General features: G+C 32.8%; 16 protein-coding genes. 6 read left to right on the plus strand and 10 right to left on the minus strand.

Annotation, left to right across the window (positions count from 1 at the left end; all coding sequences use genetic code 11):
- Window positions 1–97: 97 nt before the first annotated feature.
- The 3 genes from BOW57_RS02835 to BOW57_RS02845 form a co-directional block, all read right to left on the minus strand.
- Window positions 98–1,075 (minus strand): ribonucleotide-diphosphate reductase subunit beta, encoded by a 978-nt coding sequence (locus BOW57_RS02835; protein ID WP_089054274.1) that lies wholly within the window; start codon window positions 1,073–1,075, stop codon window positions 98–100.
- Window positions 1,076–1,411: 336 nt separating this feature from the next.
- Complete coding sequence (locus tag BOW57_RS02840; protein ID WP_089054275.1) at window positions 1,412–1,981, minus strand: DUF3109 family protein; 570 nt, start codon at window positions 1,979–1,981, stop codon at window positions 1,412–1,414.
- 90 nt (window positions 1,982–2,071) lie between these two features.
- On the minus strand, window positions 2,072–2,872 hold the full coding sequence (locus tag BOW57_RS02845; RefSeq protein WP_089054276.1) for a DUF4412 domain-containing protein: 801 nt from the start codon (window positions 2,870–2,872) through the stop codon (window positions 2,072–2,074).
- Window positions 2,873–3,163: 291 nt separating this feature from the next.
- On the opposite strand from BOW57_RS02845, the gene BOW57_RS02850 reads away from it, so the two are divergent.
- From BOW57_RS02850 to BOW57_RS02860, 3 genes are all read left to right on the plus strand, one after another.
- The gene (locus tag BOW57_RS02850; protein WP_129052980.1) at window positions 3,164–3,742 is read left to right on the plus strand and encodes a MarC family protein; all 579 of its coding nucleotides are present in this window, start codon (window positions 3,164–3,166) and stop codon (window positions 3,740–3,742) included.
- A gap of 105 nt (window positions 3,743–3,847) precedes the next feature.
- A complete protein-coding gene (locus BOW57_RS02855) occupies window positions 3,848–4,048 on the plus strand; it encodes a hypothetical protein (RefSeq protein WP_026728410.1) in 201 nt (66 codons plus the stop codon).
- A gap of 3 nt (window positions 4,049–4,051) precedes the next feature.
- Window positions 4,052–4,657 carry an FAD-dependent oxidoreductase gene (locus BOW57_RS02860; protein ID WP_089054278.1) on the plus strand — a complete coding sequence of 202 codons (606 nt, stop codon included), beginning with the start codon at window positions 4,052–4,054 and terminating at the stop codon, window positions 4,655–4,657.
- A gap of 18 nt (window positions 4,658–4,675) precedes the next feature.
- Here BOW57_RS02860 and BOW57_RS02865 read toward each other — a convergent pair whose 3' ends face one another.
- From BOW57_RS02865 to BOW57_RS02885, 5 genes are all read right to left on the minus strand, one after another.
- Entirely contained in the window at window positions 4,676–4,987 is a 312-nt protein-coding gene (locus BOW57_RS02865; RefSeq protein WP_129052981.1) for a hypothetical protein, read from the minus strand.
- Window positions 4,988–5,057: 70 nt separating this feature from the next.
- On the minus strand, window positions 5,058–5,423 hold the full coding sequence (locus BOW57_RS02870; RefSeq protein ID WP_129052982.1) for a nuclear transport factor 2 family protein: 366 nt from the start codon (window positions 5,421–5,423) through the stop codon (window positions 5,058–5,060).
- Window positions 5,424–5,440: 17 nt separating this feature from the next.
- Entirely contained in the window at window positions 5,441–7,018 is a 1,578-nt protein-coding gene (locus BOW57_RS02875; protein ID WP_129052983.1) for a S41 family peptidase, read from the minus strand.
- Window positions 7,018–7,449 carry a dCMP deaminase family protein gene (locus tag BOW57_RS02880; protein ID WP_089054282.1) on the minus strand — a complete coding sequence of 144 codons (432 nt, stop codon included), beginning with the start codon at window positions 7,447–7,449 and terminating at the stop codon, window positions 7,018–7,020. Before BOW57_RS02880 ends, BOW57_RS02875 begins: the two co-directional genes overlap by 1 nt.
- A 5-nt stretch (window positions 7,450–7,454) precedes the next feature.
- On the minus strand, window positions 7,455–8,048 hold the full coding sequence (locus BOW57_RS02885) for a HupE/UreJ family protein (RefSeq protein ID WP_089054283.1): 594 nt from the start codon (window positions 8,046–8,048) through the stop codon (window positions 7,455–7,457).
- Between the two features lie 171 nt (window positions 8,049–8,219).
- On the opposite strand from BOW57_RS02885, the gene BOW57_RS02890 reads away from it, so the two are divergent.
- Entirely contained in the window at window positions 8,220–8,651 is a 432-nt protein-coding gene (locus BOW57_RS02890) for a TerB family tellurite resistance protein (protein WP_089054284.1), read from the plus strand.
- A gap of 186 nt (window positions 8,652–8,837) precedes the next feature.
- Here the strand turns inward: BOW57_RS02890 and BOW57_RS02895 are convergent, their stop codons facing one another.
- Together BOW57_RS02895 and fbp are read right to left on the minus strand one after the other, a co-directional pair.
- A complete protein-coding gene (locus tag BOW57_RS02895) occupies window positions 8,838–9,215 on the minus strand; it encodes a hypothetical protein (RefSeq protein ID WP_129052984.1) in 378 nt (125 codons plus the stop codon).
- A gap of 64 nt (window positions 9,216–9,279) precedes the next feature.
- Window positions 9,280–10,287 carry a class 1 fructose-bisphosphatase gene (gene fbp, locus BOW57_RS02900; protein WP_089054286.1) on the minus strand — a complete coding sequence of 336 codons (1,008 nt, stop codon included), beginning with the start codon at window positions 10,285–10,287 and terminating at the stop codon, window positions 9,280–9,282.
- 239 nt (window positions 10,288–10,526) lie between these two features.
- Here fbp and BOW57_RS02905 point away from each other — a divergent pair, with 239 nt between their 5' ends.
- Window positions 10,527–11,015, plus strand: a complete 489-nt coding sequence (locus BOW57_RS02905) for a GNAT family N-acetyltransferase (protein ID WP_129052985.1) — start codon at window positions 10,527–10,529, stop codon at window positions 11,013–11,015.
- 242 nt (window positions 11,016–11,257) lie between these two features.
- Window positions 11,258–12,517 (plus strand): aspartate kinase, encoded by a 1,260-nt coding sequence (locus BOW57_RS02910; protein ID WP_129024515.1) that lies wholly within the window; start codon window positions 11,258–11,260, stop codon window positions 12,515–12,517.
- Window positions 12,518–12,586: the final 69 nt, after the last annotated feature.

Raw genomic sequence — 12,586 nt, forward strand, 5'->3', positions numbered from 1 at the left:
GAATCTTCGATTGGGGAAAGAGATTCAATCTAAAAAAATACTTGTAAAAGTTTTATTCTTTTCAGGGTTTAAATAACACTGAAATTATTTTTGTTGTCTAAAAATCTGCATCAAATGAAATTTTCTGAGCATCGCTGTCTGTGTTCATCACACCCGATTTTTGATACTCTGCAACACGTTTTTCAAAGAAATTGGTTTTTCCTTGAAGAGAGATCATGTCCATGAAGTCAAACGGGTTCGCCGATCCATAAACACGTTCACAGCCTAATTCTACTAATAATCTATCAGCAACGAATTCTAGATATTGCGTCATTAAAGTAGCGTTCATTCCAATTAAACTTACCGGAAGAGATTCTGTTACAAATTCTCTTTCAATATTTAAAGCATCAACAATGATTTCTTTAATTCTGTCTTTTGGAACTTTATTCACTAAGTGATGATTGTGCAGGTGAACTGCAAAATCACAATGTACGCCTTCGTCACGAGAAATCAATTCATTAGAGAAAGTTAAACCTGGCATTAAACCACGTTTTTTCAACCAATAAATAGAACAGAAAGCACCAGAGAAGAAAATACCTTCAACAGCAGCAAAAGCAATAAGTCTTTCAGCAAATGAATCAGATTCGATCCATTTTAAAGCCCATTCTGCTTTTTTACCAATTGCAGGAAAAACTTCCAAAGCATTAAACAATTCTGCTTTTTCTGCTTCGTCTTTTACGTAAGTGTCAATTAATAAAGAATACGTTTCACTATGAATATTTTCCATCATGATTTGAAAACCATAGAAAAACTTAGCCTCAGCATATTGAACCTCATTTACAAAATTCTCAGCAAGATTCTCATTTACGATTCCGTCAGAAGCTGCAAAGAATGCCAAAATATGTTTGATGAAATATCTTTCATCATCACTTAACTTGTTATTCCAATCTGTCAAGTCTTGGTGTAAATCGATTTCTTCTGCAGTCCAGAAACTAGCCTCCATTTTCTTATACCATTCCCAAATATCATGATGTTTGATAGGAAAAATAACGAAACGATTTTTATTTTCTTGTAGTATTGGTTCGACTTGTGACATGACAATTTTTTTAATAATTTTTACTGAATTTTTTCTAATTCAATACACTACAAAGATTGTTAATTGCTGCCAAAAATAAAAGCCAAACTTATTCACAATCGGGCGTAGTTTTTAACAACGATGAAAAATTGAAATGTTTTTCATACAACAATCAATTCTCTGTAAATGAATGATTTAAATACTGAATATACATCTTGAAGCCCTGTAAAATATAGACTTTTTGAAATAAAAAGCAAGGAATTCTAAAATGTTTTTAAAGTTTTTTTTGAGGCTCGGCTTTCCTTTTTGTGAGTAAAAACGAATCACTTTTCAACAACGATAAGCCTTGCCGAATTTTTACGAATTTTTAAGTTCTTCGGCTACTTTTTCAAGCTCCAAATACCAATCTTCTCCAAAGCGGCGAATCAATGCTTCTTTAACAAATTTATACACGGGAACTTCTAATTCTTTACCCAAAGAACACGCATCATCACAAATATCCCACTTATCATAATTGACAGCAGCAAACTCTGTGAAGTCTTTTACACGAATTGGGTATAAATGACAAGAAACTGGTTTTTTCCAATCTACGATTCCTTGATTATAAGCTTGCTCAATTCCGCAAAGTGCCGTTTTCCCGTCAAAAATAACATAAGCACAATCCTTGTTATCAATCAAAGTCGTTTCTAGATCTCCGTCAGTTCCTTTTACCCAAGTACCTTGCGCTTCGATTGCGTCAATTCCTTCTTTTCTTAAAAAAGGTTTTACTTTAGGATAAATTTCTTCTAAAATCTTAGTTTCAGCTTCACTTAAAGGCGCACCTGCATCGCCGTCGACGCAGCAAGCCCCTTTGCATGCTGATAAATTACAAACAAATTCTTTTTCGAGTATATCCTCTGATACGATGGTTTTTCCTAGTTGAAACATTTTGCAAAGGTAACTAAAGATTCAGGAAATAAAAATCACTCCCACACTTATGTTCTTAAACCAAACTAATTTAGAATGTTACTATTTTATCTACATAAATTTGTAGTCAGCCTTATTAAATACGTAAGCACTTTTTTCTAAACTTACACATTTCATTGTAGTCACTTTTCCTTTATTCTTCAAATCCTTCATCGTCATATCCATTAATAACGTTTTATCTTCTGGTTTAAAATAATTTGTAAAAGCCTCGGGCATTTTCCAGCCTTTTTGATTTTTAAACATATCACCAAAACTCACTTTAGCTTCGCTTGTGTAATAGCAAATAATATCATGCTCATCATTTGTCATTTGAATTCCTTTGCAATTGTACCCTAAAAAAGTTTTGTTAGGCAATGTCTTAATGGTAAATTTAGTCTTCTCACTTTCTTTTTTTGCCATTTCTGAATAATCCGGCATTTTTGAAGCCGAAGCCATTTTTTCTTTACCGTTACCAAAACCTGTCACCGTTATATTATTCTTAGAATCCATAATCATCAACATACTCTGCCCTTTTCCCTGATCGATATTCATTGCAAAATAAGCCGCATTAGGTTCCAAAAAATAATCAGCATTCATTGCCTTTCCTTCGCCGGTTTTAATTTCCATAACATATTTCCAGCTAAAATTATAGGAATTTGGCACAACTGACGGATCTACTTTATTTTTTCCATAATTCAAGATCGCATCATTCATATTTACATTTTGATCAACAGCTTTACCACTGTCGCTTTGGCCTTTTTTACCAGCCTTATCTTCTGCAGCTTTTTTAATTTGCTGCCAAATTTGAGCTTGCGAACTATTGAATGAAAACAACAGAACCAAGAGTACTACAACCAACCGCATTCTTTCCATGATCAATAAACTTAAAATTACAAACAAATTTACTAATTGATTTTCAGTAAGTTATAATTTTTAACGTTTGATTTTATTCGATTTTTTAAAAACAAGCTGAAAAAAATTAAGTTCAAAAATTATCCGTCTCTTTCTCTCTAAATCAACAATTGAAACATAACATTGTTATAAATATCACATTTTACACGTATAATATGTGTTTTTATAACAAAAATACAACGTAACAAAAAATCACATAACTTTATTACCTACTTTTGCAGCAAATTATTAATCGCTTAAAATCAGAACTATATGCTAGAAATCGACTTTAAAGAAATTATTACTGTTGGAATGGTCCTTTTTGCCGTAATCGATATTGTAGGCTCTATTCCTATTATAGTAAATTTAAGAGCTAAAGTAGGCCACATCGAATCTGAAAAAGCCTCTATAGTAGCCGGTGCTATCATGATCGTTTTTCTATTTGTCGGCGAAGGTTTTTTGAGCCTGATTGGTATTGATGTACACTCGTTTGCTGTTGCAGGTTCGTTTGTATTATTTTTTCTTGCTTTAGAAATGATCTTAGGAATTAGAATTTACCGTGACGAAGAACCCGGATCAGCCTCAATTGTTCCGCTTGCTTTTCCATTGATAGCCGGAGCAGGTACAATGACTACTTTACTCTCGCTTCGATCTCAATTTCATACGGTTAATATTATCATTGCAATCATACTAAACATTGTCTTAGTTTATATTGTTTTGAAATCGTCTAAAAAAATCGAAAATTTATTAGGAGAAAACGGACTTGGCGTGGTTCGCAAGACATTTGGAGTCATACTTTTAGCAATTGCTGTTAAATTATTTGCTGCTAATGTTAAAGGTTTGTTTGTCTAAGATTTATTTTTATACTTTTACCTCATAAAATTTCTAAAACAGAACTTTAAGACTTTTTTTTAACTTAAAGTTCCTTTTTACTATTTTAGACAAATAAATAAGCATATGAAAATCTTTACTTCAATCTTAGTGCTTCTAGCATTAGCTCTAATTGTTTTTAATATTACGTTATTAGACTTTAAAAATCCTTTTCAAGGTGATAGTATGGTAGCTTTTATTGGAATCGCAGCTTCTTTCTGCGCAGTATTGATTCTTTTGATTTTTAGAATTTCAAAAAGAATTGAAGAAAAAACAAACGGTCGATAATATATGTTTGACGTTTTAATTGTCGGTGGAGGAGTCTCAGGGATTTCTTGTGCCCTTGTTTTGGGTTCTGCCAAAAACAAAGCTTTTGTTACCGATAAAAAAATTGGAATCTTTACACATCAAAAGAATTCTTCTTTACAAGAAGCTATTTTTTACAATGCTTATGGTATTTCACCTGGAAAATTAGGTTCTGAATTACTAACAGAAAGCACACAAGATTTAGCAGCTTCTTATCCGCATATTACTCAAATCGCAAATGAAAAAGTAATTAAAGTAGAAGGAACTTATCCTGAGTTTACTGTAATTACCAATAAAAATTCCTACCAAACAAAAAACATTGTTATTGGAATTGGTTCTGCAAATACTTTTGACATTGAAGGTTTGATGCAGTATATTGAACCTCATAAAAAAGCACTTCCCGAAAAACAACGTATTCAGCTTAAAAACGACGATCATAAAGTAGCCGAAGGCATTTATGTAATTGGAACTTTGGCAGGCTGGAGAAGCCAATTAGCCATTGCTGCAGGAAGCGGCGCGGCTGTTGCAACAGATATTCTTACTTTATGGAATAACGGCGTACAAACTCACGCACATGATAGCATTAGATAAAATTTTAAACCGTTTCTGTTATTTTACCGAAACGATTTCTTTTACTTTGATATATTTCTCTGTATCCGTTTTCCAGATCTCTCCTTTTACAGAAACCTCATCGCCTTCTTTTAATTTCTTGTAATTTTCTGGACCGCCAACATTTACAATACTGATTGTCGCAAAATAAACTTCGTTTTTAGCCGTATTGATTTTAGCTGTATACCCATCCTTTCCAAATTCAATGGATCGAACTTTTCCCGAAATTGTATTTTTATCTTTCATACTTGCACAAGAAATTGCAAAAGCTATTAGAAGTAAAAGGAAACTTATCTTTTTTAGATTTTTCATATTTTGTGATTTATCCGCAATCTTGAGAGCTAATAATAACGAAAAGTAAGCAAAGTCTTGTTTTGAAAATTTACGCTAACTGCGCGCAGCTTCCAGCGATCACTTTTAGATCTTCGCCAAACTGTTTCCAAACACGAATGTATCTCAAAACACCATCAATCGGGTTATTATCAAATTTTCCTTTTAATGAAACTGTAACAACAACGACAGCCGAATCGCCAATTAAATTAATAATTTGATCAGAAGCCTCAATCATATCAATTTTCATTTTACCCGAACGATAAGAATCGAGATCAAACTGTTTTGTAATTGTATTGCCATCAGGCAAATTGAACAACAAATCGTCATGAAGCATTCTTTCTAATACTAAAACATCAGCATTTTTAACAGCAGTCAGAAGTTCGATTTCGGCATTTACAACAGTTACTACTTCCATATTAAAAAGGTTTATGATTACTTTTTCGGATTTAAAATTGTTTTTATCATGGCGTCATCTTTCAAAATAACATCATAATAATACATTTCTCCATACAATTGTCTGGCAAATTCTGCAGTAATATATCTATTTACCAATGCTTTGGTTTTATCTAACTTTAGATCTAAACCGGTTAACGAAATGTATTTTTTAAACTTCTTAAAGTAGTCGTCAGAATTTTTCATCTGCGCCAGAAACTCATTAAAATGAGCATCTTTAAAAGCGCTTCGGTTTTTATCTAATTCTTCAAAAACAAAATGCCCTACTATTCCAGTTTGAAGCAAATAAGCAACATTTTCATTTCCGTGTTCAGCTTCCATCGGTACAAAAACATCCGGAACAATTCCGCCGCCGCCGTATACGATTTTACCTTTTGGCGTTTTAAACTTTAAAGAATCTGCGACTTTTATACTGTCTTTTGCATACAATTCGCCAGTTGTAACACGTGATTCTGATTCTTTAAAATACGCTTCATTTCCTTTTTTATAGGGTTTTTGAATTGATCTTCCAGTTGGTGTATAATATCTTGCCACCGTAAGACGAACTGCCGATCCATCGTTGAAATCCATTTCACGCTGTACTAAACCTTTTCCAAAAGAACGGCGACCAACGATAGTCCCACGATCATTATCCTGAATTGCACCTGCTAAAATTTCGCTTGCCGAAGCACTATTTTCATTGATTAACACATATACTTTCCCTGCTTCAAAACTTCCAGCTTTTGTAGCATACGTTTTTTCTGTTGTTCCGTTTTTATTTTTGGTAAAAACAATCAACTGTTTGTCTTTTAAGAATTCATCTGCAATTGCAATCGCTTCTTCCATATAACCACCTCCATTATCACGAAGATCGATTACGAGCGACTGAATTCCCTTTTCTTTTAATCGTGTCAAACCTGTTTTAAACTCGTTAAAAGTAGTTTCGGCAAAACGATTTATTTTTATATAACCTACGTTATTCCCAATCAACAAAGAAGCATCGACACTTTTAATTGGAATAATGTCTCTTTTGATTTTAAATTTCAGCTTCTTTTGCTCAGATTTTCTAAAAACAGTCAATTCAATTTCTGAACCTTTAGCTCCTTTTAGTTTAGAGAACAAACTGTCTGATGGCAGTTTTCGTCCGTATAATTTAGTTTTTCCTGCGAATAAAATTCGGTCGCCGGATTTCAATCCTGCTTTTGCAGAAGGCCCATTTTCAACAGGTTTTATAATGGCAACAGAATCTTTATACATATAAAAATTGATGCCGATTCCAACAAAATCACCTTTCATACTTTCGGCTACTTCAGCCTGTTCGCTTGGCGGAATATAAACGGAATGCGGATCTAATTTTGAGAGTATATTATCAACGGTAAGATTAACAATTGAATCGGTGTTGATGCTGTCAACATATTCATTATTGATAAAATCGATAAGTTTATTGAGTTTAGTTTTGGAGTAATTTTTAGCCAAAAACTGGTCATCTGCAGAAGTGTGCATTAAACTTCCGAGTACTGTTCCTAGAGCAAAAGTGGCTCCAATAACAATGGGCAGATATTTGGGATTAAATTTCATTATTCTTCTAAAACAGGAATATGTTCTACTTCGACACCCGCTTTTATTAAAAATTGAATTCCAGAGTCATCACGATATCCGTTATGATAAACTACTCTTTTTATGCCTGATTGATGTATTAATTTACTGCATTCTTTACATGGCGAAAGCGTGATATACAAAGTTGCACCTTCACATGACTGAGTTGATCGCGCTACTTTTAAGATCGCATTTGCTTCGGCATGTAAAACATCCCAGCGTGTTAAACCATCTTCGTCTTCACAGCAATTTTCAAACCCTGAAGGCGTTCCATTATAGCCGTCAGAAATAATCATTCTGTCTTTTACGATGATAGCACCCACTTGTTTACGCTTGCAATAAGAGAGTAAACTCCATTCTTTAGCGATTCTCAAATAGGCTTTATCGTATTTATTAAGTTTTTTTACTTCCATTTATTTTATCTGTTCCAAATTGGGCTTTCGATAATCATCGGAATTACTACTCCAATAATAAAAGCCGACATCACAAGTGCCCAGTCGCGTTTTGAAAAACGAAACACAGTCTGTACAATATATGAGATTACCAAAACCACAAAAACCACTACTAACTGCGCTGCTTCGATACCTAAAGCAAATTCTCCTAAAGGTAATAATTTTGAACTTGGCGAACCTCCTAAAATAGTTTTAAAATAATTCGAAAATCCTAGTCCGTGTATAATTCCAAAAAACAGCGTTACAAAAAATATTAAATTTATGCCGTCATTTTTAGTTGCTTTTCCTGCTGTAAAAAGATGATATAAAGCTGTAATCAAAATTGTTATTGGAATTAAAAACTCTACAAGATTTACTTTTACTGCAATTATTCCAAAAACAGAAAGTACTAACGCTACGGTATGACCAATTGTAAATAAGGAAACTAAAAGCAAAATGCGTTTCCAGTCTTTAAAAGTATACGGAACTGTTAATGCAATTAAAAAAAGAACATGATCGTAAGCGTTGATATCTAAAACATGCTTTAAACCTATTTGAAAGTAAATCCAAAATTCTGACATAAGAACTAATAATATTTTAATGATTAGGGGTTGTAAACATACGATTTATTTTGAAGATTCAGTAAATACAGTTCTTAAAACAATGAATAAAAATAAGTTAAATTTATGAGGAATTTAAAATTGTTAAATTAAAATAAGATTTATCTTTGCGAAATAAAACACTTTTTAATTATGCCATTTTCAGAATTATTTGATAACGAATTCAAACAAAGAAACAGAGGTCATTTCTCTGCAATTGTGCGTGTAGCATTTGCTGACGGTAAAGTAAGTCCTGAGGAGAAAGACTTTTTGGACAAATTAGCTTCAAGATTAGAAATCTCGGAAGAAGAATACAGTGAAATCTTAGTTGATCCTTGGAAACATCCAATAAACCCGCCGTATTTATATGCACAACGTTTAGAGCGTTTGTTTGATTTGGCGAGAATGGTTCATGTTGATCATCATTTAGGAGACCAACAAGAAGTTATGTTGACTCGTATGGGATTAGCTTTAGGATTTACTCCAGGAAACGTAAATTACATTATTTCAAAAGCATTGTCTTTAGTAGACAAAAAAGTAGATTTAGATACTTTTGTTTTTGAAATGGAAAATATGAATAAATAATATTCAGATTTTAGCGTTCAGTTTTTATACTGACTTAAAATTGAAACTTAAATAAAACTCAAAAATAAACCCGACTAGATTTTAAATCTTGTCGGGTTTATTTTGTTTGTACTGTATTCAGATTTATGAATTATAAAATATCAATTATTGTTTAAACAATTCTATTTCATAAAACAGAATGGCGTATTAATCCTTAATTAATTTCAACCCCAATTTTCCTTGTCGTTCTTGACTATCATTTGCAGTAATCTCATATGTATAATTCCCTTTTTCAAGAGTTGTTTCTCCAACATAATCAATAGGCTGCAATGTATATGTTTGACCATCAATTTGTAACTCAACAAATGCATAACTATATGCATACTCAAATACTTTGTAACTTGTTTTCTGTCCTGAACTTACATCCTCGAAATTCACATTTCCGGTTGAAGTATTTACTGTAATATTTTTAAAATTAAATTTACTTGCATTCGACAATCTAATTTTTACTCCAGAGGAATCATCATCATTAGAACAGCTAAATAAAGTTACGGTCAAGATTAACAAAATGGATAGTTTTTTCATAAGTCTTTTATTTAAAAGATGTTGAAAATGTAAAAAGGTTGCGTCGTCTAAAAAAAATAGTTTACTATTGCGCTTCTTTCATAAACTCCTCTGCCTTTTCGACCATTTTATAGCTTCCGCAGAAAAACGGAACTCTTTGATGAAGTTCTGTTGGCTGGATTTCCATAATTCTTCCAAAACCGTCTGTTGCTTTTCCTCCGGCTTGTTCTGCAATAAACGCCATTGGGTTACATTCGTATAATAAACGTAATTTCCCCTTTGGTGCTTTTGAACTTGTTGGATAAATATAAATTCCGCCTTTAATCATATTTCGATGAAAATCTGAAACCAAACTTCCAATATATCTTGACGTATAAGGTCTGTCTTCTTCTTCACGCTGACAATATTTGATGTAGTTTTTTACACCTTGCGGAAAATGAACATAATTCCCTTCGTTTACCGAATAGATATTTCCGTTTTCTGGAAATTTCATATTTGGATGCGAAAGGTAAAATGTACCAATTGCCGGGTTTAGTGTAAATCCGTTTACACCATGTCCAGTTGTATACACTAACATAGTCGAAGTTCCATAAATTACATATCCTGCTGCAACTTGATTGATTCCCGGTTGTAAAAAATCCTCGCTTGTTACCGGAGTTCCTATTGGAGTAACTCTTCTAAAAACAGAAAAGATAGTTCCTAAAGAAACATTTACATCAATATTCGATGATCCGTCAAGCGGATCCATCAAGATCACGTACTTATTATTATGACTGTTGTCGCTCCCCTGAACAGTTATAAAATCGTCGTTTTCTTCTGAAGCAATACCACAGACAATCTCACGGTTTATTAACGTCTGGATAAATACTTCGTTTGCATAGACATCTAATTTTTGCTGGTCTTCGCCTTGGATATTTTGTTCGCCTGCTGCGCCAATAATATCTACTAAACCTGCTTTGTTTACTTTATAGTTTACGACTTTCGCCGCCAAACGTATAGAGTTGATAATTCGGGAAAGCTCCCCCGACGAATACTGAAATGCTTTTTGGTTCTCAATAATAAACTCTCCCAGTGTTTTATTGCGTTCTTCCATTGCTATATCGTTATAGTTTTTAATTTTAAGTCACAAATATCGCTTATTTTGTGAGAATGATTTAAAAATTATTTTGTTAGTTTACTACTATTGTATATTTGCTAATTAATAGCTGAAAGCAGCATATAAAAAAATGCTTTTTTAGCTAATAAACGGTTAATAATAAGAATATATGAAATTGATCTTGACAAAGACACAATATTATATAGGAGCGATAAAAGAATAAAATTAGGATAGTTATGAATATTAGAAAAGGGAATCCTGAAGACATGAAATATGTTTTGGGATTAATACAGGAACTGGCAATATTCGAAAATGAACCTGATGCGGTTATTATAACTGAAGAGGATTTAATACGTGATGGATTTGGAGAAAAACCGCTTTTTCATGTATTTGTAGCTGAGATTACAAATGATTTAAATGAAAAGGAAATTGTTGGAATCGCATTGTACTATTATCGCTATTCGACTTGGAAAGGAAAAACAATCCACTTAGAAGATTTAGTTGTAAAAGAGAAAATGCGGGGTACTGGTCTTGGTTCTGCATTGTATGCCGAAATAATGAGACAAGGCAAAAGAGACAATGTGAGAAGGGTTGAATGGAATGTTCTCGATTGGAATACTCCTGCTGTAAAATTTTACGAGAATTCAGGTGCAAAAATTCTCGACGGCTGGCAGGTTGTTCAAATGGATGAGTTAGGAATTAATACGTTCTTAGATAAATTATAAAAATATTAGTTTGCCACGAATTTGCTTCGCCTGTTCGCTTTCGCTCGAGTCACGAATTAGCACGAATTAAATTAGTGGAAATTTGTGTAATTCGTGGCAAACTGACACAGATTGTAAAATCATTTTAATCCTTAATCTGTGGCAAAAAAAGACGCATAGCGGTGCGTCTCTACAAATTTAATCCAAATAGAATTGGAATTTAGAAAATTGAAATTTTATAAAAGAAACAGCATATATACAAAATGAGAGTATTTAAATTTGGTGGTGCATCTGTAAAAGATGCTGAAGGAATAAAAAACGTATACGACGTTTTACAAAAAGTAGGTTATGAAGATGTGATTTTAGTTGTTTCGGCAATGGGAAAAACCACAAATGCTCTTGAGGTTGTTATCAAGAATTATTTTGATAAATCGGCAGAGCTGAATTCATCTGTACAAGAAATAAAAAAATACCACAACCAAATCTTATTGGATTTGTTTGAAGATGAAAAACACGAGGTTTTTACGGCTGTGAATGCGCAATTCTCAGAATTAGAATATTTCTTAGCGCATAATAAATCTCCAAATTATAATTTTGTTTATGATCAAATTGTAAGTTTTGGAGAGTTAATCTCGACTACTATTTTAAGTCATTTTATGAATTTCATGGGCATTCAAACGCAATGGCTTGATGTTCGTAATTTCATTAAAACAAATGCAAACTACAGAGATGCCGAAGTAGATTGGGAAACAACGCAGCAGCTTATAAGCAAAAATGTACCTAGAAAAATCTTAAACATCACTCAAGGATTTTTAGGTGCTGATGAAAATAATTTCACTACGACTCTAGGTCGTGAGGGTTCTGATTATACTGCAGGAATTTTTGCTTATTGCTTAAACGCCGAAAGTGTAACGATCTGGAAAGATGTACCAGGAGTTATGAATGCTGACCCGCGTTATTTTGAAAATGCAAGTTTGTTGAATCAAATTTCGTATCGTGAAGCAATCGAATTGGCTTTTTATGGTGCCACTGTAATTCACCCGAAAACATTACAGCCATTACAGAAAAAAGAAATTCCTTTATATGTAAAATCATTTATCAACCCATTATTAAAAGGAACTTGTGTTTCTAAAGGTGTTGATCTTGAACCGCAATATCCTTGTTTTATCGTAAAAAGAGAGCAGCTTTTAATTTCTCTTTCTTCGATTGATTTCTCTTTTATTATGGAAGAAAACATCAGTGAGATTTTTGGGTTATTCCATGAATTTAAAATCAAAGTAAATTTAATTCAGAATTCTGCGATTAGTTTCTCTGTTTGTGTGGAAGATAAATTTGGAAATTTCAGTGATTTGAATGCTATTCTTTCGAAAAAATTCAAAGTAGATTACAGCGAAAATGTAACTTTATATACCATCCGTCACTTTACAGAAGATGCTGCACAGACTGTTGAAACAAACAAAGAAGTTTTACTAAAACAAGTCAGCCGCGAAACCATGCAAATTGTAACTAAAGAACTAAATTAATACTTTGTAAAAGGTAATTATTTCAATTCAAATATATTTTAAAAAGGCTTCACTTAATTGTGAAGCCTT

It is taken from the genome of Flavobacterium sp. YO64, from assembly GCF_004119505.1.
GTDB lineage: Bacteria > Bacteroidota > Bacteroidia > Flavobacteriales > Flavobacteriaceae > Flavobacterium > Flavobacterium oncorhynchi.